General features: G+C 61.3%; 20 protein-coding genes and 1 pseudogene. 5 read left to right on the forward strand and 16 right to left on the reverse strand.

Annotation, left to right across the window (positions count from 1 at the left end; genetic code table 11):
* Window positions 1-50: 50 nt before the first annotated feature.
* From ACUIAF_RS04455 to ACUIAF_RS04500, 10 genes are all read right to left on the reverse strand, one after another.
* Window positions 51-1,298: a lipoate--protein ligase family protein gene (locus ACUIAF_RS04455; protein WP_445337852.1), complete on the reverse strand. Its 1,248-nt coding sequence runs from the start codon at window positions 1,296-1,298 to the stop codon at window positions 51-53.
* Window positions 1,280-2,203, reverse strand: a complete 924-nt coding sequence (locus ACUIAF_RS04460; protein ID WP_445337853.1) for an NINE protein — start codon at window positions 2,201-2,203, stop codon at window positions 1,280-1,282. The genes ACUIAF_RS04455 and ACUIAF_RS04460 overlap by 19 nt, the downstream gene beginning before the upstream one ends.
* Before the next feature lie 30 nt (window positions 2,204-2,233).
* A complete protein-coding gene (locus ACUIAF_RS04465) occupies window positions 2,234-3,277 on the reverse strand; it encodes a 3-isopropylmalate dehydrogenase (RefSeq protein ID WP_110416870.1) in 1,044 nt (347 codons plus the stop codon).
* A 66-nt stretch (window positions 3,278-3,343) separates the two neighbouring features.
* Window positions 3,344-5,767 carry a S9 family peptidase gene (locus tag ACUIAF_RS04470; RefSeq protein ID WP_445337855.1) on the reverse strand — a complete coding sequence of 808 codons (2,424 nt, stop codon included), beginning with the start codon at window positions 5,765-5,767 and terminating at the stop codon, window positions 3,344-3,346.
* Between the two features lie 7 nt (window positions 5,768-5,774).
* On the reverse strand, window positions 5,775-6,965 hold the full coding sequence (locus tag ACUIAF_RS04475; RefSeq protein WP_015021423.1) for an App1 family protein: 1,191 nt from the start codon (window positions 6,963-6,965) through the stop codon (window positions 5,775-5,777).
* 10 nt (window positions 6,966-6,975) lie between these two features.
* Window positions 6,976-7,389: a glycine cleavage system protein GcvH gene (gene gcvH / locus ACUIAF_RS04480; protein ID WP_045935082.1), complete on the reverse strand. Its 414-nt coding sequence runs from the start codon at window positions 7,387-7,389 to the stop codon at window positions 6,976-6,978.
* 39 nt (window positions 7,390-7,428) lie between these two features.
* Window positions 7,429-9,027, reverse strand: a complete 1,599-nt coding sequence (locus ACUIAF_RS04485) for a L,D-transpeptidase family protein (RefSeq protein WP_445337857.1) — start codon at window positions 9,025-9,027, stop codon at window positions 7,429-7,431.
* A gap of 87 nt (window positions 9,028-9,114) precedes the next feature.
* A complete protein-coding gene (gene nudC, locus ACUIAF_RS04490; protein WP_445337858.1) occupies window positions 9,115-10,152 on the reverse strand; it encodes an NAD(+) diphosphatase in 1,038 nt (345 codons plus the stop codon).
* Window positions 10,149-11,006: an alpha/beta fold hydrolase gene (locus ACUIAF_RS04495; protein WP_110417112.1), complete on the reverse strand. Its 858-nt coding sequence runs from the start codon at window positions 11,004-11,006 to the stop codon at window positions 10,149-10,151. Before ACUIAF_RS04495 ends, nudC begins: the two co-directional genes overlap by 4 nt.
* Before the next feature lie 23 nt (window positions 11,007-11,029).
* Complete coding sequence (locus ACUIAF_RS04500) at window positions 11,030-11,659, reverse strand: NUDIX hydrolase family protein (protein WP_033511568.1); 630 nt, start codon at window positions 11,657-11,659, stop codon at window positions 11,030-11,032.
* Window positions 11,660-11,830: 171 nt separating this feature from the next.
* On the opposite strand from ACUIAF_RS04500, the gene trxA reads away from it, so the two are divergent.
* From trxA to ACUIAF_RS04520, 4 genes and pseudogenes are all read left to right on the forward strand, one after another.
* A complete protein-coding gene (gene trxA, locus ACUIAF_RS04505) occupies window positions 11,831-12,175 on the forward strand; it encodes a thioredoxin (protein ID WP_015021417.1) in 345 nt (114 codons plus the stop codon).
* A 149-nt stretch (window positions 12,176-12,324) separates the two neighbouring features.
* Window positions 12,325-13,332, forward strand: coding sequence for a G5 domain-containing protein (locus ACUIAF_RS04510; RefSeq protein WP_015021416.1), 1,008 nt, complete (start codon window positions 12,325-12,327; stop codon window positions 13,330-13,332).
* A 666-nt stretch (window positions 13,333-13,998) separates the two neighbouring features.
* A pseudogene (locus ACUIAF_RS04515) lies at window positions 13,999-15,393 on the forward strand (RCC1 domain-containing protein); the annotation flags it as partial.
* A gap of 114 nt (window positions 15,394-15,507) precedes the next feature.
* The gene (locus ACUIAF_RS04520; protein WP_445339160.1) at window positions 15,508-17,436 is read left to right on the forward strand and encodes an RCC1 domain-containing protein; all 1,929 of its coding nucleotides are present in this window, start codon (window positions 15,508-15,510) and stop codon (window positions 17,434-17,436) included.
* Between the two features lie 191 nt (window positions 17,437-17,627).
* On the opposite strand, the gene ACUIAF_RS04525 is transcribed toward ACUIAF_RS04520, so the two are convergent.
* Window positions 17,628-19,028 carry an NCS2 family permease gene (locus tag ACUIAF_RS04525; protein WP_198203683.1) on the reverse strand — a complete coding sequence of 467 codons (1,401 nt, stop codon included), beginning with the start codon at window positions 19,026-19,028 and terminating at the stop codon, window positions 17,628-17,630.
* A gap of 204 nt (window positions 19,029-19,232) precedes the next feature.
* Between ACUIAF_RS04525 and ACUIAF_RS04530 the strand changes: the two genes are divergently transcribed.
* Entirely contained in the window at window positions 19,233-19,436 is a 204-nt protein-coding gene (locus ACUIAF_RS04530) for a hypothetical protein (protein WP_445337861.1), read from the forward strand.
* 4 nt (window positions 19,437-19,440) lie between these two features.
* Here ACUIAF_RS04530 and ACUIAF_RS04535 read toward each other — a convergent pair whose 3' ends face one another.
* The 5 genes from ACUIAF_RS04535 to ACUIAF_RS04555 all read right to left on the reverse strand — a co-directional run bounded on the left by ACUIAF_RS04535 (window position 19,441) and on the right by ACUIAF_RS04555 (window position 24,382).
* Window positions 19,441-20,427 (reverse strand): AEC family transporter, encoded by a 987-nt coding sequence (locus ACUIAF_RS04535; RefSeq protein WP_015021412.1) that lies wholly within the window; start codon window positions 20,425-20,427, stop codon window positions 19,441-19,443.
* Between the two features lie 68 nt (window positions 20,428-20,495).
* Window positions 20,496-21,275, reverse strand: a complete 780-nt coding sequence (pstB, locus tag ACUIAF_RS04540; protein WP_015021411.1) for a phosphate ABC transporter ATP-binding protein PstB — start codon at window positions 21,273-21,275, stop codon at window positions 20,496-20,498.
* A 31-nt stretch (window positions 21,276-21,306) separates the two neighbouring features.
* The gene (gene pstA, locus ACUIAF_RS04545; protein ID WP_445337864.1) at window positions 21,307-22,287 is read right to left on the reverse strand and encodes a phosphate ABC transporter permease PstA; all 981 of its coding nucleotides are present in this window, start codon (window positions 22,285-22,287) and stop codon (window positions 21,307-21,309) included.
* Window positions 22,284-23,237 carry a phosphate ABC transporter permease subunit PstC gene (gene pstC, locus ACUIAF_RS04550; protein ID WP_015021409.1) on the reverse strand — a complete coding sequence of 318 codons (954 nt, stop codon included), beginning with the start codon at window positions 23,235-23,237 and terminating at the stop codon, window positions 22,284-22,286. The genes pstA and pstC overlap by 4 nt, the downstream gene beginning before the upstream one ends.
* Window positions 23,234-24,382 (reverse strand): phosphate ABC transporter substrate-binding protein PstS, encoded by a 1,149-nt coding sequence (locus ACUIAF_RS04555; protein WP_445337865.1) that lies wholly within the window; start codon window positions 24,380-24,382, stop codon window positions 23,234-23,236. Before ACUIAF_RS04555 ends, pstC begins: the two co-directional genes overlap by 4 nt.
* Window positions 24,383-24,419: the final 37 nt, after the last annotated feature.

Consider the following 24,419-nt stretch of genomic DNA (forward strand, 5'->3'; position numbering starts at 1 on the left):
CGACGCGACTGAGCACGATTATACCCACACACATCAACCCCCTTTCCCGGTCAGGCGATCTGGGCGGTCCACCCCCCGCGGCCGTAGCGCTGCCGGGCCAGGGTTCGGGCCCGCTGCTCGACCTCGGGCGCTGGACTGGATATGCGCAGGTCCTCCACCAGGGAGGGCAGAGTGTCCAGAAGGGCGTCGATCAGGGATTGACGGGACAGACTGGTCTGCCTGTCGATGGGGTCCACCCGGCTTCTGACCGAGGTCACGGCCTTGTCATGGAACTTCTCCGGGTCCACATTGAGCACCTGGGCCATCAGCTCGGCATCCACCGAATAGGAAAGCGTGGTGTGGTGGAGCAGCCCGCCCGGTCCGCGAGCTCCTGAAGGCAGTCTGCGCTGGGCGGCGCCCCCCATCTTGCCCCGTGGGGAGGCGATGTCATTCATGCCCTGCCAACCGGCCTGAATCCCTTGCATACGCAAACCACGGACCAGCCAATAGTCGCAGATCCGATAGGAGTCGATCAGGTCGGCTCCTTTGACGAAGTCCAAGGGCAGATAGAGGGAATAGGTAATGGCCCGGTCCGGCTGAATGACCATGGTGCCACCGCCGGTGCAGCGGCGAACCAGAGTAAAGCCCAGACTGCGTGCCCGCTCGACGTGGACCTCTCGGCTCAGGGACTGGAAACGCCCCAGAATCACAGCCGGTGCAGACCAATTCCAGATGCGCAGGGTAGGCGGCAACCGGCCCTGGGCCACAGCGTCATTGAGAGCCTGGTCCATGGCCATCTGCATGACCGGCTGACGTGGACCGTCCCTGATCAGGTCCAGCTTGAGGCCAGACCAACGTCGGAGGCATTCGACCTCGTCCGGCTGCGACTGCCTGGAAAATGTCCGGTCAGGCGCTGACGACGGTTGATCGGACTCCCCTTGTCTTTGGATGACCATCTCAGCCGGCAGGGCACGTTCCAGCGCGGTCACCAGGGTCCATGGGGACACACCGACTACCCGCTGGCCATCCCCCTCCGCCATGACCCTGTCCAGCCTTTCCAGGGCCAGATCAGGATCCAGGGGCAACGGAAGGTCGCAGATTGCGGATTCCAGTCGGGATACTGCCCCATGCTCTCCCTCTGACTCCTGAGAAGCTGTCGGGGCTGGCTCCGTGAAGAAATCGCCGTCAACCTTGCAGGAGGCTATGGCCGGACGGGAGTCGGACCCCTGGCCCAGGGTCAGGGTTACGGCCGCCAGTTTGCCGCCCATCTGCTTGCCGACACCGCGCAGGCGGGCCGGATTCAATCCGTCAGCTCCCATCCGCGAACATCACGATGCCAGAAGGAACCGGTTGAAGATGTCAGAATCAGGATGCCTTCGATCAGCCCCCAGATCACGGCTATGGTCGGCCCAATGAAGAAGAAAGGGAAGCCGATCAGGGTGAGCATGAGCTGAGCCACGCCACGGCCGGTCCTACCCAGGTAGAAGTTGCCAACGCCGAAGCAGCCCAGGAAGATGCTGAGCAGACCGGCTGCCAGCTTGCTGTGCGGGGTGGGTGATATGGGATAGGGGCCTCTGCCGTTTGGCATGGCTCCGGGGTACCCGCCCTGGGGCATGACCGGGTAGGGCCAGGGCATGGAGGTCTGCGGCGGATACTGCCCTCCGGGATACTGATTGCCGGGATACTGGCCGGATGGGTATTGATTGCCCGGGTACCCGCTCGGTGGGTATTGGCCAGACGGATACTGGCCGGATGGGTATTGGCCGGGATAGCCCGGTCCCGGCTGATAGGGCCTTTGTGGATTCTGACCGCCTGCATATTGTCCGCCGGAATACTGAGCAGGATATTGTTGACCGGCTGGATACCCGGCGGTCGGGTACTGATTAGGCCGATAAGGCCCTGGCTGATAGGCCCCAGGATATTGGCCGCCGTTCTGAGGGACGAACGGGTATCCGGCATTGGCCCTCTGCCCCGTAGGATATCCGCCGTGGGAATACTGACCGGCGGGATACGGATTCTGATTCCCGACGCCGGCATCATGACCAGCAGGACAGCCCGGAGCCTGCCGTTGACCGTCAGCTGCTCCGACAGGAGCATCCCCACCGGCAGGATCCCGATGCGCGGGCGGTACCTGCGGGGATGGGGATGGGCCGAAACCAGGATTCCCTGTCGGCGTATTGCTGGACTGCCGGTCGTCCGGCTGAGGGGCATCATCCATAGTCATAGCCTCCAGTCTAGCCTCCATCCGTTCCGATCACAGACGGGCCAGAATATCCCTGCCGATCTGCGCGGTGCTTCTTTGGGTGGAGCCGGAGCGCTCGATGTCGTCCTCCACGGCCCGTTCGATGCTGGCTGCCTCATCCTCGAAGCCCAGATGATCCAGGAGCATCCCCGCCGAGAGAATGGCCGCCGTGGGGTTTGCGATTCCCTTGCCGGCTATATCAGGAGCGGAGCCGTGGATGGGTTCGAACATGGATGGGTAGGTGCCCGAGGCGTTGATGCAGCCGGAGGCCGAGTATCCCACGCCTCCGACCACAGCCCCCGCTTCATCCGTGAGGATGTCACCGAAAAGGTTGTCGGTCACGATCACATCGAAACGGCTGGGCTCGGTCACAAGGAATATGGTGGAGGCATCGATATGCAGGTACTCGCGCTCCACGTCGGGATACTCCTGGCCCACCTGGTCGACCAGTCGCTGCCACATGTCTCCCGCATTGGTCAGCACGTTCTTCTTATGGACCAGGGTCAGGCGACGGCGACGCTTCATGGCCAGCTGGAAGGCATAGCGGATGACCCGTTCCGCCCCGTAAGCCGTGTTGATGGAGACCTCGGTGGCCACCTCCTGGGGAGTGCCCCGACGAATTGAGCCGCCGGCCCCGGCATAGAGCCCCTCGGTGCCCTCCCGCACGACCACGAAGTCGATGTCGCCCGGATTGGCCAGTGGCGACACCACGCCCTTGTAGAGCTTGGAAGGCCGTAGATTGACATACTGGTCCAGCTCGAAACGCATTTTGAGCAGCAGTCCCCGCTCCAGGATGCCGGCCTTGATGCGTGGATCGCCGATGGCCCCAAGAAGGATGGCATCCTGCTGCTTGAGCCGGTCCAAATCCTCGTCGGGCAGAACGGCTCCATCACGCAGGTAGCGCTCAGCGCCCAGGTCGAAGTCCTCGTATCGTATGTCAGCCTTGCCTCGGGTAACCTTCTCCAGGACGGCCTGAGCCTGGGGAACAATCTCCTTGCCGATGCCGTCACCGGCAATGACCGCAATGTGATATGTTTTCTGCTTGCTATTTGTCATACCACGAGCATAACGAGCCAGCCAAGCCCCCTTCCCGACCCCGACCGAATCCCGGACAGGACCGAATCAGCGGCTTTCGGGGACCATGATGGACAGGCACCAGGCGTTCTCGAAGGCCAGCTCCTCCCACTGCCGGTAACGGCCGCTGATGCCCCCGTGGCCTGCCTGGACCTCGATTCTGATCAGCGCATCGGCCCCCACCTGTGGCTCCTGCAGCCTGGCCACCCACTTGAGCGGCTCAACGTAGAGCACGCGGGTGTCGTTCATGGATGTGGTCACCAGGATGGCAGGGAAATGGTCGCCGCCGAAGAGCCGGCGCCGACGATCAGCATCAGGAACGTTCTCATAGGGCGAGTAGGAGCGCATATACCGGTAGACCTGCTGGTCATGCAGGGGGTCTCCCCACTCGTCCCATTCGGTCACGGTCAGCGGCAGGTCCGGATCCAGGATGCTGGTCAGCGCGTCCACAAAGGGCACATCCGCCTCTATGCCGGCATAGAGCTGGGGAGCCATATTGGCCACGGCACCCATCAACAGCCCGCCGGCCGACCCGCCGTTGGCCACCGTATGACGGGGATCCGCCCAGCCCTGGGCCTGCAGTGCGGCAGTCACGTCGATAAAGTCCAGGAAAGTGTTGACCTTGTGCAGCCGACGGCCCTGCTCGTACCAGGCGCGGCCCATCTCCCCACCGCCGCGCACATGGGGGACCGCATAGAGCACGCCTCGGTCCAACAGGCTGAGCCGGCCGGTGGAGAAGCCGGGGTCCTGGCTGATCTCATAGGCGCCGTACCCGGTGATGAACATGGGCGCAGGCCTGTCCGGATCCTGGTCCGGCCAGGGACGGCGTTCGGGATGATCAGGTGCCTGGATGACCGTGTCATCGGGCCCGGTCCTGCCAGAGGCATCCAGCCCAGGATGCATCCCCCGCCGCCAGACCAGCGAGACCGGTACCAGAGCCCCATCCCTGACGCGAACCAGAATCCGACGCTCGGAGTAACGCTCGGGTTTAAAGTCGCCTAAAACCCGAGCCCGCTTAAGCAGCCGATCCACACCCCGGACCGGATCCAGCTCCCGCAACTCAGCCGGGGTTCCATAGCTGCCCCGGATGTAGCGCAGCCCGGGAGCCTGGTAGGAGGGGTTGTCCGTGGGGCCGATGCTGTAGAGACGATCAATGCCGTTCCTGCCCTGGTCGGGCAGGACCTCACGGAAGCGCCAGGGCCGGCCCGCCCGCAGATCCTCCAACGCCTGGTCCTTGCCGATGACGGCCATGTGGGGCAGACTGTCGGCCCGGTAGGTCAGGACCACGAAGCTGCGGTGGATGCCCAGCCCCTCGATGCCCAGTCCGCGAGCGCCCTGGAGGATGGCCGGATTGCCCGGGTCCTGATAGGGCTTCTCGGGCGGCAGGGAGGACAGGTCTCCGGAGCGCTCGCAGCCATATGGACTGCCCTGGGCCAGCCGCACCCCTTCTCCCAGCTGAAATGGCGGATGGTGGCTACGCAGATCGATCAGGTCCACCTCGAAGTTGGGGTTGTTCACATTGTGGTAGACCACGGCCACCGGCAGGTCCTGTCCCGCCGGACCTGCATTTTCAAACCGGGCCAGGCTGATGTCGTACTCGACCCCCTCCTTGCGGGGGATTAAGGGTACAAACTCCCCCTGCGGATCCTTCAGGTCCAGCATGAGCACCTCGCTGGTGGTCTTGGACCCGGTGGCAATCAGCATGGCGGATTCGTCGTAACTCAGGCCCAGCCCCACCCAGAAGCGCTCATCGGCCTCCTGGTAGACCATGACATCCTGATCGGCCGAAGTGCCCACCTTATGCCTCCAGACCGTGTCCGGACGCCAGGCCTTGTCCAGGCCGGTGTAGAAGACCCAGTGGCCGTCGGGAGTCAGCACTGCCCCGGAGGAGACCTGGTCGATCCGATCAGGCAGGTCTCGGCTCTCGGCCAAATCCCGGATGCGCAGGTCGTAGCGTTCATTGCCCTTGGTGTCCAGTCCATAGAGCATCCACCGGCCGTCGACGCTCAGGTCCAGGCACCCCAGGGAGAAAAAGTCATGCCCCTTGGCCTCGGCGTTGGCATCGAAGATGACCTCCTCACCCGGCATGGATCCAGGCGCCGCATCAGCCTGGACGGCGGGGGGATCCCAATCATCCTGGTCGCGCACCGGCAGGCGGCACTGCACCCCATACTCCTGGCCCTTGAGCGTCCGGGAAAAGTACCAGTAGCCGTGCATCCGGGTGGGCACCGACATGTCGGTCTGCTGTACCCGGTCGGTGAACTCCTTGAGCAGGGTGGCCCGCAAACCCTCCTGACCGGCAAGCCGTTCCTGGCAGTATCGGTTCTGATCACGCACATAGGCCTTGGTGGCCGGATCCTCCCGGTTGCGCATCCACTCGTATGGATCCTCGAAGTGATCCCCATGGAAGCATCGATCAGAGGGACGGCGTTGTGCACGTGGAGGAACGGGATTGACGGCCGAAAAACTCATGGGGCGATTATATTCGGGCACAACGACGCAGGTAAGGCAGCAGGGTTCGCATCAAATTGGCACCTGTGGTCCCGTAAAAGACCGGCACCTCCGTCACTGGCATCGGCTGGGTGGCAGTGCGTTTGACCAAGGTTCCCAGCCCGGTCTCCTGGGGGCTCAGCTGACGGATTCCGATTGCCAGAACCCGGCCCGGATATTGCCGTACCACCTGGGCGAAGGTGGAGGGGTCGCTCTGCCCGTCGTCGCCCATGAGCACGAAGCGCATCTTGGGAAAGTCGGCCATGAGCTGGTGGATGAACTCCATCTTGTGCTGCACGATGGAAGGCACGAAGGTCTTGGGCCGGGGATCCAGATCCCGTAGCAGCAGGGGGCCGGCCGGAAATCCGTGGTCATGGATGAAGCCGCGTATGGATCCCTCCACATTCCAAGGAGAGGCCGACAGGTAGAAGAAAGGCATCCGGGGGTCCAGATCGCGGATGCGGTTGTAAAGCACGGCCATGCCCGGCACCGAAGACCGGCGGTGCGGGTCTGACAGGAGCAGGTTCCAGGCAGCCTTCCAATGATTGGGCACCTGGCTGATCATGATGGTGTCGTCCACGTCGGATATGACGCCGACAGGAGTCTGACCGGGCACGATGTATAAAGGCGCGTCCACTGGCCGGCGGCCCCGAACCTGGTAGGAGACCCGGTGCACGCCTGGGGTCAGCCGATGTTCGGCCACCAGATCAAGGTAGCCTGATCGGTCGGAAAAGACCGCATCCGCACTCAGGCTGCGGCTTGGATCGACGGCATCGTAGACCGAGGAATCGCCTACCTGAACCCTCCCGATGGCCGTGCTGTCGATGGCCAGCCTGACCCTGGTTCTGGGCGCAGGTACAGTCAGCAGGCCGCGGATGCCACGTATTGCCGGATCCTCACGTCTGCGGCCGTCAGTCAGAATGGTACGGCAAATCAAACGGGAGTATGACTCGGTACCGTAGCCCACATAGGGTTGAACGTCGGCCGACCAGCCCAGGCGCCCGGTCATATTGATGGACAGGCCCACCCACAAGTCGAAGGCACCGGTAATCAGACGCCGTAGCAGACGCACCGGAGCCGGTCTGCTCTCGATGCCCTCCCCGGGCGCGGCTGAATCGAAAGTCGTGCTGACCGACCGGACCCGCAGAGATCCTTCATTGCGTCCGGATCGCTTGGTCATAACCGGACCGTCAGTTCAGGCTCTTCAGCAGCTGACCGTACTCCTCGGCGCTCATCAAATCGGGCTCATCGTCCTCCAGGTCGATCTTGGCTATCCAGCCTTCCCCGTAGGGATCGGAGTTGATGACCTCCGGGTCGTCCGAGGCCGCCCTATTGACGTAGGCGATGGTACCCGCCACCGGGCAGACCACCGGCTCGACAGCCTTGGAGGACTCCAGCTCGATGACCTCATCCCCGGCATCGACGTGGGTGCCGGTCTCGGGCAGGTCCAGAAAAACCAGGTCTCCCAGCTGGTCCGCCGCATACTCGGTCACGCCCATGGGCGCCGGGGACTGACTGGGGTCAATCCAGACATGATCCTGGGAATACCGCAGGTGTTCGGGCACATCCAGACGGGAAGTTCCATCACTGTGTTCATCGCTCATGGTTCCAGCCTACTCGGCCGTCTGCCGCGGCAGGCGCTCCTAGCGGGCCGGACCCGACGGAACCTGCCCCTCAACCTTGACCATGGTCCCGACCGGGGCGTTGTCAAAGATCCACTTGGCGTCCTGCTCATACATGTTGATGCAGCCGTGGGATCCGTAGTTGCTGGGGTCTCCCTTGGCGATGCCGACAGAGTTCCAATTGGCCGTGTGGAAGCCCTCATCGCCGTTGTAGTAGGAGACCCATGTGATATTGGGCAAGACGTAGCCATCCCCGCGCATGGTCTGGACCGTGTGGCGAAGATAGATGAAGAAGGTGCCGGTGTCGGACCATCTGTCGTCACGGGGCTTGCCTGAGCATATGGGGAAGGTCTTGACCGGGGTGGTGCCGTGGTAGGCGGTGGCAGTCTGGTCACTGAGGTTGACCCGAATCCAGGTGTCGCCGTCGGGCACGTCGTAGCGGGCCACCCGTGTCTGCTCCTTGTGGGGCGTAATCTCGGCTTTCACCTGGACCGGGCTCGTGTCGCCCTCTTGCAGGGCTTTGATGACCAGATCTGTCGTTGCGGACACATCCGTGACCCGGACACCGTCCACTCCCTTGGTGGTCTCGGCCACCACATCGCCCTTGGTGTTCTTGACGTTGACGGCGGTGACCATATCCCGGTTCAGCTGTCGGGCCAGCTCCTGATCCAGATACTGCTTGATGGCTTGCCGATCGAAGCCTAGCTCCATGGTCCCCTTTTGCAGATCGGTGACTGGCTTGACCCAGGTAGCCACGGTGGCGGCCGGGACCGTCATAAGGTCATCGTCGGCACCCTTGATGACCAAGTCCTTGGCCAGTCGCTGGTTGGCTTGAGAGGCCACTTTATCGGCGGTGTCCAGGCTGATGGGCATGGTCACGTCCTTGTAGACCACCCCTACGGCCAGACGCCTGCCAGGCTTGTCTATCAAGGAGGAGACGGCATCCTGCACGCGATCCAGCTCAGGCGCCTTGCCGCCGCGACCCTCCTGGGCCCGGAAAGCATGTGCGCCTTGGTCGAAGACGATGGTCGAGGGAACGGATCGGTCCTGACTGGGGACGAAACGTTCAGTCAGATACTTGTCCATGGCCTGCTGATCCCGCTCGGCCACCAGCGGCACAGCCTCGCCGTGGAAAGGGTTCAGCCGGGAGATGCCTGCGGAGCCCTTGGCGTCCATGATCCTGGTGACCGTGGCATCCGAATCCACGCTTACACCCAGGTCCTTCAGCCCCGCCCGGGCGGATGTGCCTTCACCCTTGATCTCCACCTGGGAGTCACGTACCTGCCGATCGACGATCTGACTGACCTGATCCTTGGTCCGACCCATCATGACCTGTCCTCCCAGGGTTACACCGGGGGCCACCCGATCGCGGAAGAAGGCACGGGCGCCGAACCAGCAACCCACCAGAATCAGCACAACCAAAAGGAGCAGAGCCAGGATGGTACGTCCCCGATGACCGCTCGAAGGAGCCTTGTGGCTGGCACCTGCGCCGAAAGCCCGCTCTGCTTCTCCGTCAGCGAACAGGTCCACAGGATCGGGCCCGTTGCCCATCGTCGGCGGCAAGGACACTGTTTCAGCCTGGTCGACATCAGAGATACGAGGCTCTTCTTGCTCCTCCATAGCCACAACACACCTTTCGCTGCTGTCAATTCCTTGAAATATCTTACGACGAGACCAGGTCCGGGGTCGCGGCGCCACCCCGATGAATCAGAGCTCGCTGCCGTACCACTGCTCAATCATGTACCTGGCCACACTGGCCGCCTGGGGTATGTGCAACCGGCCAGCAGCCAGAGCGGTCCCGAATTCCTCCCGTGTGAACCAGTTGGCATCATCGGTCTCCTGACCATCCACCCGGATGTCCGTATTCAGGGATCTGGCTCTGAAGGCCACCATCAGAGAGGAGGGGAAAGGCCAGGGCTGTGAGCCCAGGTACCGCATCTCCCCCAGGTTCAGGCCCACCTCTTCCAAGGTCTCCCGCCGGACTGCATGCTCCAGATTCTCGCCAGCCTCCACGAATCCGGCAGTGACCGAACGAAAGCCAGGAGGCCACTTCTGGTTGTGCTGGAGCAGAAGCCGATCGCGGCCGTCCACCACGGCCATGATTACTGCGGGCTCAATGCGGGGAAAGAGCGTGTGTCTGTCCCCCGATGCAACCCCTTGGCAGATCTGGGCCCATCCGGCCTGACAGGGATGGACCGGTGCGCCACAGCGGGGGCAGAAGGCCTGGCGTCCATGCCATCGTGACAGGGCGACCGCGCAAGTCGCCAGGCCTACCTGACGCGGACGACCATGAGGGGCATACTCACGCAGGGCAAGCCAGTCAAAGCGCTGATCAGCGGCCTGAGCCAGGTCACGAAGGGGATCCTGAGCAGCCCGACCGGCGCAGGCAAGATCCAGATCCATGGCCAGCCAGGCCTGTCGGTCGACCGTCCCCATGTAGTAGCAGGGCGGCTCAGACTGGTCTGTCGAGCCTGCCAGAGGACCTCGCAAGTATGCAGCGGGCAAGGTGGCCAGACGGATGCTGGCCCCAGTGCGACCAGCCAAGGCCCCCTTGCCTCTGGGCACGGCCACCTTCTCGCCCCGCACCAGGATGACCCCCGTGCCGTCCTGGTCCAGCAGATGGTCAATCAGCCCGGGCTGCTGCCGAGACACCGTGTCGTAGTCCACATCCCCCTGGGCCAGGGGAAGGAAGGGCAGAGGCCCGGTAAGCGCCAGCGGGGAGAAGACCGTATCGGGATCGCTCATGACTGCCTCCCCACGCGACCGACCAGGTCCAGCAGGGCCGCGGCCACCTGATCCGGATGCTCGACGGCGCTGAAGTGGCCGCAGTCGTCGATGGCGGCAAAAGTAACGTCGGTTCCGGCCTGACGCATGGTCTGGGCCAGCGGCTCCATGGTGCTTGGGGGGCTGGATGGGTCGCAGCGGCCGCTGACCAGGGCCACGGGCACCATGATGCGGCCGGCCAGATCGCTCTGATCCGGACGGCCTGCAGCCATCCGCTCCCGCCAGGCAATGCCCCTGGGATCTTGGGACTGTATCCATTCGGTCATGGTCTGCACGAAAGCGGGTGAACGCTTGACCGTGGAATCACCTTCCTGGGGTCTGGCAAAGTGCATGACCGGATCAAGCCTCCCTTCTTCCTCGCAGGTTCGGGCGATTTGCAAGCGGTTGGCCCGGGATGCCGGTCGGTCAGCCATCATGGTGGTGTCGCACAGGGCCAGCCCGGCCACCATCCGCGGGTAAAGCCTGGCTATGGCCTCGACCAGGTAGCCTCCCATGGAAAGCCCGACCCAAATGGCCTTCTGCGCACCCGTGGCGACGATCATGTCCACAAAGGCTCGAGCCATGGCATCCAGCGCACCAGGCAGGGCGCCGTCAGAATCTGCAGGACCGCAGGAAGCCGGCTCGGGCAGGGGGCAATCGCCGGCTCCGGGCATATCCGGAGCATAGACAGGGAAGGGGGTCATGCCCGCGCGATCAGCCTGGTCAATCAGCGAGGCCGCACACCGATCCCACATGCGGTGATCCACAGGAAAAGCATGGACCAGGACCAGCGGCAGCCCCTCCCCATGACGGTATACGGTATTGGCAATGGTCATGCCCGCCTCCAAGAATTCGCGGCTCACAGTGCACCAGCCCAGGTCAGGGCGCTCATCAGCACCTTGCCGTGCCCGCCGGGCATCTGGCTCATGAAGGACTCCAGCATATCGCCCTTGGGATCGATCCACTCCACGTCCAGGGTCTCGTCCTGGGGTTTGCAGTCCCCGGCCACCGGCACCAGGTAGCACAGAGCGATGGCATGCTGGCGCGGATCGTAGTACTCCGAGACCCCCGGCGTCGGGAAGAACTCGGCCACGGTGAAGGGCTGGGGGCTTGCAGGCAGCATGGGCAGGGCCAGCTGGCCCAGATCCTTGGCGATGTTTCTGGCCAGAGCCTCCCTGATGGTCTCGTGGTAAAGGATCCGTCCGGTGATCAGGGTGCGCTCGATATTGCCCTGGTCATCCACGCGCAGAAGGGTTCCCACCTGGGTGACGGCGCTCATGTCATCCACGCGAACCGGTACCACCTCCACATAGGGCATGGGCAGGCAGCGCCGGGCACGGTCGATGGCATCACGATCCAGCCATCCGGGGGGATTCGAGCCCGAAAAACCCCGGTTGAAGTCCTCTGGGGTGATGTGTGAGAAGGCGCCACGGTCGCGATCGGCATCGAAGTCGTCATCATCGGGAATCTCGTCGTTCAGCACTGGCATGGCTCCATTATCCGTACCAGTCTTGACCGCCCACGTGACCCCGGCGGACATCTCCACCCAGAGCATATTCGGGCGCTTTCTCCAGCCTTGATGGAATGCTGATGATTGAAAGCGGTTGCTAAGCACGGGAGCTTCCCGCGCGACAGTCAAACGACTTCAAGGAGCGTTATCATGGCCACCACGACTATTACTTCGGAAAACTTCGAGCAAACCATCAAGGACAACGACCTGGTGCTGATTGACTTCTGGGCCACCTGGTGCGGACCCTGCAAGGCCTTCGGCCCCATCTTCGAGAAGGCTTCGCAGGCCAACACCGACATCGTCTTCGGCAAGGTGGACATCGACCAGAACCAGGATCTGGCCGCGGCCGCCGACATCCAGGCGGTGCCCACGCTGATGATCACCAAGCAGGGCCAGATTATCTTCAAGCAGGCCGGTGCTCTCAGGTCTTCGGACCTGGACGACCTGATCGATCAGGCCCGCAAGGCTGATTTGTCAACCCCGGCACAGGCCTGAGTAGGTCAAGTTGGCTCCACGGCTGATTTGCACTAAAGTAGTGATGTGTTTGTCCAGTGACCCTTTCGGAGCTACCGGAAGCATGCGGTCGATAGGAAGCGTTACGTCGACTGATCACTGAGGATCTGTCGGTCCAACAGAGGAGAGTAATGGCGAACCACCGTAGAGGACGGATGAGTGCGGTCAAGGCTCTGACCAGGCGTCAGTGGCTGCGGTTGGCTGCCGGTGTCACTGTTCTCGGCATGGTCGTTGGCGCAGGCTTCGTCTCGCGCGACTTCTACACATCCACTGAAAGCTCAGCCAATTCAGGCGTAACGTCCTATTCCGCCACCCAGGATCGGGACACGGTATCCCGTGGCAGCACCAGGCAGGCCATCCGCAACGGAGCGGGCGGCGCTAACGCGAACACCTCCTACGTGAATGTACAGATCAACGGGAAGAACAAGGTGGTCCTGGGCACAGGCTTCACCGATGTCAAATCCGTTCTGGAGGCCGGGGACATCACCCTGCAGCCGGGGGACCAGATCAACCCGTCCCTTACCACTCGCGTCAATGAAAAGACCGTCATCCGCATCGACCGAGCTGACGCCCAGGTCAAGACGGAAGAGTCGCCCATTCCCTTCAACACCATTGAAGAGAAGACCAGCTCCCTTCCGGCAGGAACCACCAAGGTCAAGACGGAGGGCCAGAACGGCGTCATGGAGACCACCAGCCTGGTCACTGCAGCCGGCAACAAGAACCTGACCAGCAATATCTTCGCCTCATTCGTCAAGACGGTTCCCGTCGACAAGGTGGTGCTGGTGGGCACCGGCGGTGGCACACCTGCGCAGGTCGGCTCGACCACCACTACAGTCCCTGTGGGCGAAGCCCAAAGCATCGCCCACGGTCTGGTAACCTCCCGCGGCTGGGGAGAAGACCAGTTCACCTGCCTGGTTCAGCTGTGGAATAAGGAGTCGGGCTGGCGAACCAATGCATCCAACCCATCGGGTGCCTATGGCATTCCTCAGGCATTGCCTGGCAGCAAGATGGCCTCGGCCGGTCCCAACTGGCAGACCGATGCTCATACCCAGATTGTTTGGGGACTGGGCTATATCCAGGGCCGTTACGGGAACCCATGCGGTGCATGGGCCCAATCCCAAGCGACCAATTGGTACTGATTGGTTTCCATACAACTCAATCGGGAACTTCCGGCAGGCCGGTTCGGCTTGCCGGAAGTTCTTTTTTGCCTAAGATGCAATCAGTTGATCACCTGCCTACAATTCGATGGTCAAGGCAGGGGCAAAGCCTGAATGAAACCCCAGTATTTCAGGGCCGTGATAGACTAATTGCGGTTGAACGTCATGCAAGCTGGTCTTGGGGATTGAGTCGGGGATGCAGGTGCCACGTTGCATGCGCTGTTGCTTTCGAAGGAGACCGTATGCAATCGTCACCTAGGAGTCGTGCATGCTGCATAGCTTCTCTTGCAGCTATTGTCGCATCAGTGCTCGTATTGGCAAATCTCTCGGGAATCGACCTGGCACAAGCGGATGCCACTGCATCCCCAACAGCATCGCAAAGCGTAGAAAATCAGGGGGGGGGGGGGTCTGATTCCGGGCATATCTGGCTCAACTCAAACTCCCTCTAATACCCCCACGCCGACAGTGGCCCAAAAGCCAGATTCCCCTATCCAAACAACACCCTCCCCTGCTTTTCCATCCCCCACTGCACTGACCTCAGCAAACTCTGCCCCTTCCACCCGATCGACAAGCTCCTGCCCCAATAATCAATGTTCGGTCACCTTTGACACAACCCAGGCTGACACAGCGACCCCTGCCACTCAGACCATGCCATCGGGAGGTCTGGCGAAACGCCCGGCCGATCCCACCCGGCACGGATACTTCTTCGACGGCTGGTTCATCGGCCAAGTAGCCTACGACTTCAACCAGCCCGTCACCAGCAATCTGAAACTGAGCGCAAAATGGACAGCTGGAGACGGCCATTGGTACCTTTCACCTGCACACGGAACCGCATTGGGAGGCACCACAGTGACTCTGACTCCCCCAGCGACCCGTGGTATCAAATTCTCTCAGATTACTTCAGGAGCAACCCATTCCTTGGCTCTTGGGTCGGATGGAAGTCTTTATGCCTGGGGTGATAACAGTTCAGGGCAAGTGGGCGACAACAGCACCACTTTGCGGCAAACTCCAGTGAAAACAAACAAACCAGCCAATGCATCAGACCAATTCACTTTCACTACCATTGCCGCCGGCGACCATTCATCTCTTGCTATCGGTTCTGACGGCAACCTCTACGCTTGGGGAAACAATACCCGTGGACAACTTGGTGATGGAACTACCGAAAACAAGTTGACTTCCGTCAAGGTTCCGAAACCTGCCGGTGTCTCAAATGAATTCACTTGGACCCAAGTAAGCACCCGATGGGATCACACCCTGGCATTGGGCTCAAATCACAATCTCTACGCCTGGGGATGGAACGGGTACGGCCAGCTCGGTAACACCAGCGTCCCTACAGGCAGCGATAATCCAGCTGCATACAGTAGCAAACCTGTACTTGTCAGCACGCCAGCCGGAGTCACTTTCACTCAGTTAAGTGCTGGACGGTATCATTCTCTGGCCCTAGGCTCAGATAAGCAATTGTACGCCTGGGGTTTAAACACCAGCGGCCGCTTGGGTGACGGGACTGACATTCAGCGATTTACTCCTGTTCCGGTCCGTCAACCCGCCGGCGTTACCTTTTCCCAGTTCAGCGCAGGAGATACATCTTGTTTCGCAATCAGCACGAATGGGGATCTTTACGCCTGGGGATGGAACGGGTACGGACGGCTAGGAGATGGCAGCAATGCTGAAGACAGAAGGACGCCCACTCTCATATCCCCGCCCGACGGGGCATCGGCAGGATTCACCTGGGCTCGAGTCATGGTAAGAGACGATCACGTCCTGGCCATTGGCTCGGACGGCAATCTCTACTCCTGGGGGCTTAACGAATACGGCCAACTAGGGATCAAAGATATAAACACCGACGGTTCGTACATCAGTAGACCGCACATTGTCGATCAATCAACTTCCTCAACTGCCCAAAAATTCACTTGGACTCAGATCAATGCAGGATGGAGAGAATCATCTGCATTAGGATCGGATGGAAACCTGTACACCTGGGGATGGAACAACGGCGGACAGCTAGGCGATCCAACCGTTCCTATAGGCACGGATAATAGCCAGGCAATGAGGCTGACACCAAGCTTGGCTGCTTTCCCGCTTTCGCCAGATGTTACTGCGGTCAAATTCGACCGAACACTGGGCCGCGATCTCAAAAGAGCAGGTACAAACTGGCAGGTGGCGACGCCAGCTCATAGGAAAGGTCAAATAAAAGCGGCCATTACCTGGAATCTCTATGGTCCGCAACCCGATGAGATCCTGGATTACACCTATGACCCGCCCATTTATGTCGTCACTTTCGACAAGGCCGACGGCAGCCAGCCCACCAGTCAGTCAGTCATCGAGGACCAGACGGCTTCCAGACCGGATCAAGACCCGACCCGACCGGGCTTTTTATTCGACGGCTGGTTCAACGGCGATGTAGCCTACGACTTTTCTTCCCCCGTCAAGGGTCCCACGAAACTGACAGCCCACTGGACGGCCGGCGCCGGGCAATGGACCATATCCCCCAACCAGGGCCCCGACAGCGGTCAGACCAAGGTGACCCTGGTTCCACCTGCAGCGCGAGGCATTAGGTTCAGTCAGGTCAGCGCCGGCGATGATCATTCATTGGCTCTGGGGTCGGATGGAAACGTCTATTCTTGGGGTGCCAACAAATACGGGCAGTTGGGCGATGGGACCGCAACGGACCGCTTGACCCCGGTTCAGATTCCCAAACCGACAGGCGTGAACCGATTCACACAGGTCAGCGCAGGAACAGGTTTCTCCTTGGCCTTGGATGGTCAGGGCCACGTCTGGGCTTGGGGACTCAACAGCTCCGGACAGCTGGGCAGCAATGCCGTTGCCACCAATGGCTCATCTGCATACAGCTCCAGCCCGATTCGTGTGCAAGCCCCGAGCGGGATGACGGCAACAAACTTCACTCTCACTGGCATCAGTGCAGGAATCACTCATGTCCTCGCCGTAGACGGGCAGGGCAGAGCCTGGGGCTGGGGGTCCAATGAGTTCGGCAAACTGGGCGTTCCTTCAAGCACTGTGGCGACGACAGGGATTACCACCAGACCCGTCCAGGTCGCAACCCCGCAAGGCGAAACGACGGGATTCCACTATGCACAGGTCAGTGCGGGCGGCTCACATTCCCTGGCGACTGACACCCAAGGCCGTGCCTGGGGCTGGGGATCGAACCAGAACGGTGCCCTGGGTAATACGAGTGATGTGGCGCTTAATGGCTACACCACCACACCTGTTCAAGCCAAGCCGGGCACCAATCCATCAGGCGGTTTCAATCCTGCGCAGATCATTGCAGGCAGCGGCCACTCCTTAGCCCTTGATGATCTGGGACGCATATGGTCCTGGGGCGGGAACAGCAATGGGGAGCTCGGCCTGGGCGACACCACCACGAGGACTGCTCCGTCCATGGTAGCCATGCCTGCAAATGTCAGCACGTTCACTCAGTTGACAGGCAGCAGGGTCAGCGGTAATTCACTGGCACTGGACCAGAACGGAAACATCTGGGGTTGGGGTCAAAACTCATCAGGCATGTTGGGGACCGGAGGCACAGGCAGTCTGAACAGGCCAACCAAGATGAGCAATCCATCAGGCATTGACCACTTCGTCAAGGTTTGCGCCGGCACTGGGCACACCTTGGCCGTAGCCTCCGACGGCAGCACATTGGGGTGGGGAGACAACAGCCAAGGAAGGCTGGGGAACAATGCGACAGAGACGGTCTATTCGCCTGTCAGCGTGCTCTTCCCCTTCAGGCTCGGCACCCCGTCCACAGTGCAATTCGGAGGCGTCAGCGGAACCAGCCTAAGCTCCACAGGTCAACAGGACGGCGCCTGGACCGTGCTGACGCCAAACCATCAGGCCGGTGACACGACTGTCAGCATCGTCTGGACTCTCAACGGGGCTCCACAACCCAACGATGAAACCAATACCTTCCGTTTCATCCATTATGGCGTCCTCCCTCTGACCGGAGAGGCAGGCATCTTAGCCACCATCATGGTCGGCTCACTAGCCACAGTCGGTGGCCTGGCAGCCAGACGGCAACGTCTTGAAACGCAAAGCATGCAAGGCGGAAAAGCAGCCGCTCGGCACAAGCACTGACGGTCACGTACGAGCAGGGCCCCGCCACCTATGTAGTGGCGGGGCCCTGTTGTGGTCTCTGTGCCTGATTTGCTCTATACACACCCTCAAACAGTCAGATCAATCTGACAACAGCGTGACTATTACCGGCACAGCTGAGCAATAATCCAGACGTATGCTGCTTGTGGATGGCTTGTGTTTGCCGAATCCTGCTAAAGCACAGCCTGAAGCACGAAGTCCAGAATGAAGAGAGCCGAAACCCCCCAGATGATGGGGTGGACCTCCTTGCCCTTGCGCTTGCAGACCATGGTCAGGCTGTAGGTGATGAAGCCGGCGGCCACACCGTAGGAGATCGAGTAGGCAAAGCCCATGAAGATAGCCGTGAAGAAGGCCGGAATGGCCTCAGACAGCTCGCCCCACTCAATCTCGGCGAAGGAGCTCATCATCATGCAGCCCACAATGACCAAAACAGGCGCAGTGGCCGCCGAGGGCACAGCGGAGATCAACGGAGCGAAGACGGCGCTAAGCGCGAAGCATATGGCGATGACCACCGAGGTCAGACCAGTCCGGCCACCAGCTGCGATGCCCGCTGCGGATTCCACATAAGTAGTGGTGTTGGAAGTGCCGAAGAGCGCTCCGATGGAGGTTGCCGTAGCGTCGGCGAACAGGGCCTTGTCCATCTTGGAACTGAAGCCGCGGCCGTTCTCCAGAGCCTGCTCATCCTCGGCGGAGAAGATGCCTGAACGCCGGCCGGTGCCCACAAAGGTGCCGATGGTGTCGAAGGTGTCCGACAGGGAGAAGGCGAAGATGGTCACCAGAACCACTGGCAGCTTGGCCGGATCGGAGAAGAGGGCAGGGAACCCATCCTGAGTGAAAATGGCCAGGAAAGTCTGCGGAAGCTGCGACCAGGCCTGGCCCAGATCGACCGACTTGGCCATGTTGGTGACCCCCATGGGGATACCCAGCAACGTAACCACGATGATGGCTATGACGAAGGCTCCCTTGTTGATGAAAGCCAAGTGGCCCTTGAACTTGAAGATCAAGAGGAAGATGGTCAGTAACAGACCGATGACGAAGAGGATGACACCGGGGGTGTTGAAGGTTGTCAGCCCAGGGTTGGCACCAGCCGCCGAGGTCTTGTCGGGAGCGAACTTGATGATGCCCACATTGAGCAGACCCACATAGGCGATGAAGACGCCGATGCCGCCGCCGATGGCATGCTGGAGCAGGGGCGGAATTGCCTGAATGATCATCTTGCGCAGCTTGGTGGCTGTGACCAGGATGTTGATCAGGCCGCACAGGAAGACCATGCACATGGTCTGTTGCCAGGTGAAGCCCAATCCCTTGACCACGGTGAAGGTGAAGAAGGCATTCAGCCCGACTCCTGGCGCCACGCCGTAGGGCACGTTGGCCACCAGCCCCATGATCAGGGTACCGATGATCGCAGCAATCAAAGTGGCGAGAAAGACGGCACCCCAGGGCATGCCCGCCGTGGAAAGCACCGAGGGATTGACCACGATGATGTAGGCCATGGCGAAGAAGGTGGTGATGCCTGCTACCACTTCCGTAGAGACTGTGGTATTATTATCCGAAAGCCGAAATAGCTTATGCATATTCGATTCCTTATTGTCTTATTTGGCGATGAGACAAGAGAAGAATATCACGAGCTCTCGGCTTTTTCTGTTACAAGTTCCCCTATTGAGCTCCAATACCGCTGCAGAACTTTCCGCTCACCTATAATCGGCATACCGGCACGGCCCTGAAGCCGTCCCACATGGGGATGAGTTCAAGGACAGGGCGTTTTCGAGGAGGGGTACATGGCCAGGAACAATCATTGGGACCAGGACGATCAGAAGCAGTATCAGCACGTCCATGACAGCGAAGTCGAGCGTGGACAGGATGAACGCGCTGCTGAGCGTATTGCAGCAGCCACAGTAAACAAGCAGCGCACCCGCGAGGGCCGCACCCTGCGCCAGGAGCAGGAGCGCAACGACCAGGACAAAGACAGTAAGAAGGACTGAATCCTCAGAGGCTGCCGAGCAGCAGGTGCGTCAAAACCATGAGCACGGCGCCAATCAGCGCAGTCAGGGCCAGGGTAAATCCCGCCAGACGGGCGTTGCCGAGAACCTTGTCGGTGAACATGGTGGCGAAAACCGCCGTCGGAGCCAGGCAGCACAGGGCAACCGCCTGACGGACCAGAGGCCCGAAGGGCAGCAGATACCAGGCTGCTGCGGCGAACAGGATGCCGAAAGGCAGTCGCCAGGCCAGAATCTGCAGTACGGCCTTGACATCATCATGACCGCCGGGCAACTCCATGAGCATGCCGACCATAAGCATGGAGCAGAAGGCATTGGCCACTGAAAAGGGTCTGGTTATCTGTGCTGACCATCCGGGCAGTGAGGCCCCGGTCAGCATGAAGACCACCATGACCATGTAGGTGTCGAAGGAGGGCGAGCTCAGAAAGCCCTTGGTTATGGAGATGGCTGTGGCCTTGCGATGGAGTTTGCGGGCATCGGGGTCATCCAACCTGACCGGCTCCCCCGCGTCAGGATCCAAGGACTGGCCCGGTCGAATATGCAGGAGCCCCTGGGTCATGACATTGGTTCCTGCGGAGACCATGACCGAGTTGCCGATGTCGAACATGGCTGCGGGCACCAGGGCCGCCGTGCCAAGCAGCGACTGGAGCATGGGGAAGCAAAAACATCCGATGTTGAAACCCGATCCGTTGAGCATAAGAAAAGCCCGCTGAGCCGTGGGACGATGCCTGCTGGTCAGGAAAATTGCCAGGGGCGGAATCAGCGAGGCCACAAAAGCAAAGGCCGAGACCAAAAGCATGCTGGGATCGTGGGGGTTGGTGGCGAAGGAATAAATTATGGCTCCGGGCAGTACCAGGTCGAACACAATGGTCTGCAGTACCCGGTAGTCCAAGGGACGGAAGAGGCCAAGGCGCTTGAACAGGTAACCCACCAGGATGATGCCCAAGAGGGTGGCCGGTTCCAGCAGTACTCCCATGCCGTCACTCCTTCCGCGGATACCGGAACCATGATACCTGACGGACGGGTGCGCAGACCGGTTCCGTCTCAGCCGAAGCGGCCGGAGATGTAGCGCTCAGTGTCCTGCTCATGCGGATTGGAGAAGATGGTGGTGGTGTCGTCCATCTCCACCAGGTGGCCAGGCTGACCCACGGCCTTGAGATTGAAGAACGCTGTATAGTCCGATACCCTGGCGGCCTGCTGCATGTTATGGGTGACGATGACGATGGTGTAGTCCCGCTTAAGCTCGTTGATCAGATCCTCCACAGCCAGGGTGGAAATGGGGTCCAGCGCCGAGCAGGGTTCGTCCATGAGCAGGACCTGGGGGTGCACGGCCACGGCACGGGCAATGCAGAGCCGCTGCTGCTGACCGCCTGAGAGCCCAATGCCCGGCTTGTCCAAGCGATCCTTGACCTCATTCCAAAGGTTGGCTCCGCGCAGGGCCCACTCCACCAGATCGTCGGCGTCCGACTTGGCGATATGCTTCTTGTTCAGTCGTATGCCAGCCAGGACGTTCTCCCGGATGGACATGGTCGGGAAGGGGTTGGCCCTCTGGAAGACCATGCCCACGTCCCGTCGCACCTCGACCGGATCCACATCCGGCCCGTAAAGGTCACGCCCCTCCAAGAGCACCTGCCCGCTCACATGCGCCCCCGGAGTGATCTCGTGCATGCGATCCAGGGTGCGTAGGACCGTGGACTTGCCACAACCGGAAGGGCCGATGAAGGCGGTGACCTTGTTGGCCTGGATGCGCATGTTCACGTCCTGGACGGCCAGGAAGTCGCCGTAGTAGACGTTGAGGTGGTTGATGTCTATGCGTTGGCCCATGTTCCGGCCTCCGTTTCTCTCATGGCGGCGATCAACGGGTCCGCCCAACTGCAAAGATGCGCGAGACCAGCCGTCCCAGCAGGTTGAGCAGCAGGACGATAAGGATCAGCACCAGGGCCGCAGCCCAGGCCCGCTGCATGTGGATGTCTGTCAGGCACCCCGGGTCAGCACCTGGCCCGCAGACGGCCAGCCCTTGGGAATACTCGTTGTAGACGAAGACCGGCAGGGTGGTCATCCTCCCCGAGAAGAGGTTGGGGTTGGTCGTTGCGATGAAGCCCGAGGCTATCAGCAGGGGTGCCGTCTCCCCGATCACCCGTGCCACAGCCAGGATGGTGCCCGAGACGATGCCAGGCAGGGCCGTGCGCAGAACGATGCTGGTGATGGTCCGTTGCTTGGTCACCCCCAGGGCATAGGCCGCCTCTCGTAGGTCGTTGGGAACCACGGCCAACATATCCTCGGAGGTCTTGACCACCGTGGGCAGCATGAGCAGGGAGAGGGCCACCGAACCGGCCAGACCGTTGACGGTGCCCGGTCCGACCACCAAGGCGAACATGGAGAATGCGAAGAGGCCGGCCACGATGGAGGGGATCCCGCTCATAACGTCCACCATGAGACTGATGGCCTTGGCCAGGCGGCCTCCATGGGCGTACTCGACCAGGTAGACCGCGCACATGACACCCAACGGAATGGATATGACCATGGATCCAAAGGTGATCTCCAGGGTTCCGATTACCGCATGCAGGATGCCGCCGTAGCCTCCGGTCGGTGTGGGGTTGCCCCCTACCACTCCGCTCATGTTGTGAGTGAGGAAGTCCGGTGTCAGCCGCTGCACCCCCTTGGACAGGCTGACCCAGAGCACCGAGACCAGCGGGATCAGGGCGACCAGGAAGGAGAGCCCGATCAGGACGGTCATCAGCAGGTCCTTGCGCTTGCGCGCCCGGATGGAAGATCTGGTTGGTCTGAAGCGATCGAAATCGATAACTGGACCGCGATCAGTTCGGCTTGCCATCATGCACCCGCCTTTGCTGTGATCCTGCGCGCCAGATAGTTGACAATAAAAGTGATGATGAAGAGGACCAGACCGGTGGCCACCAGGAGGGCCACGCCCTGGGAGTCCGCCTCGGGGAACTGGGCGGCGATGTTGGCGGCGATTGTTTGGCTTTTTGAAGCCTGCAGCAACCGCAGGGAGTAGCTGAAGCCTGGCGAGAGGATCATCAGCACCGCCATGGTCTCGCCCAGGGCGCGCCCCAGCCCCAGCATGGAGGCCGAGATAATGCCCGAGCGGCCGAAGGGCAGAACCGCAAGCCGAATCATCTCCCACTTGGTGGCGCCCAGAGCCAAGGCGGCCTCCTGCTGCAATCGAGGGGCCTGGATCAGGATGTCACGGGTGACCGAGGTGATGATTGGCAGAATCATGACCGCCAACACCAGGGCCACCGTGGCCACGGATCGGGCCGGGGCTGCAACGGGTCCGGAAAAGAGCGGAATCCAGCCCAAATGAACAGACAGCCAGCGCCAGAAGCCGGTGATGTTGGGAACCAGGACCAGAGCCCCCCAGAGGCCGTAGATCACCGAGGGCACGGCAGCCAGCAGGTCGATTACCGTGCTGAGCAGCGTGGACAGGCGGGCGGGGGCATAGTAGCCAATGAAGAGGGCGATGCCCAGGGATACGGGGAAGGCCAAGAGCAGGGCCAGGCCGGCAATCAGAATGGTGCCGAAAACCAGCGGTCCCACGTAGCCCAGGAAGTTGCTCGCCCGTCCGCCGCTCAGGGAGAGGATGGCCTGGGTTCGGGAATCCGGGTCCCCGGTGAAAGCCGGAAAGGCCCGCAGGATCAGAAAGAGGGTGACCGCAGCCAGGGCCAACAAGATCAGAATGCCCGCACCAGTGGCGCAGGCCTTGAAGATCCGATCCACCCGCTTGGCCTTGTTCAGAGTGGCGGTCTGGTCCGATTTGTCACTCATGACTTCCCTCCGATGGTCTCCACCGAAGCCATGGCCTGGCTACGCAGCCCCTCCCCCAACTCGGCGCTGCCCGCGTTGGCTGCAGCCATGCGTTGGCCCTGCTCGCTCAGCAGATAGGTCAGCCAGGCCTTGGCGAACCGGGCCTTGGATCCGTCCCGATCATCTCGGTAGGCGGTGCAGACCACGTCGTAGGAGACCAGGACGATGGGATAGGTGTGCTCCCGGCTGGTGCGGTGATCCACAGTCAGAACCACCCGGCCAGGCTGACTGGCCTGTGGATCCCGCTGGGCCGCATCCAGCAGGTTGGCCACGTTCTTGGCTGTAGGCGGCTGCCAGGTCTTCCCCACCTGGACGGCCACGGTGCCCAGCCCAGTGGTCTGGGCCGCGTCCGCATAGCCGAAGGTGCCCGTCGCCTGGTTCATGGTCATGACCACTCCGGCAGTGCCCTTGGCGCCCTGCCCCAGGTCATTGGGCCAATTTTCGCCCACTGGATAAGGCCAGGCGGATCCGGCCGTGTCGTGCAGATAGGAGAGGAAACTTTTCGTGGTGCCCGACTTGTCCGAACGATGAATCACGGTGATGTCCAGGTCGGGCAGATCGGCTTCCGGATTGAGGGCTGCGATGCGCGAATCCCGCCAGTTGGTGACCTTTCCGGAGAAGATCATGGCGATCAGAGCCGGGTCCATCCGCAGATGGCCGCTTGAACCCTTGGGCCACAGATCAGGCAGATTGTAGGCCACAGCAATCGGAGTGGCATAGACAGGCAAGTCAAAGGCTGTACCGGAACCGCAGACTTTGCGCGAGCGCTCAAGCTGGTCGGCGGTCAGCGGCGCATCGGTGCCGGCCCAGATGGTCGAACCAGACAGGAAAGCATTGACTCCAGCACCAGAACCTGCCGGATCATAGGAGATTCGCGCCCCTGGATGCTGCTTGCGAAAACCGGCTATCCAGGCCTCGTCGGCGCTCTGCTGGGAGGATGCGCCAGATCCGGCGAACTCGCCCTGGAATAGGGCCTGATCTGCAGTATTGCCTGTTCCGCCGCCATCGGCGGGGACATTGTCTCCGCAGGCCGCCAGGGAAATCATCATTGCCAGGGACATGAGGAGGGCCGTGAATCTTCCACGACCATGACCATGTGCGTGCATGCTACCTACCTTGACCGCCGTTTCATTTCAAACGTCC

The organism is Bifidobacterium sp. ESL0822 (assembly GCF_052606675.1).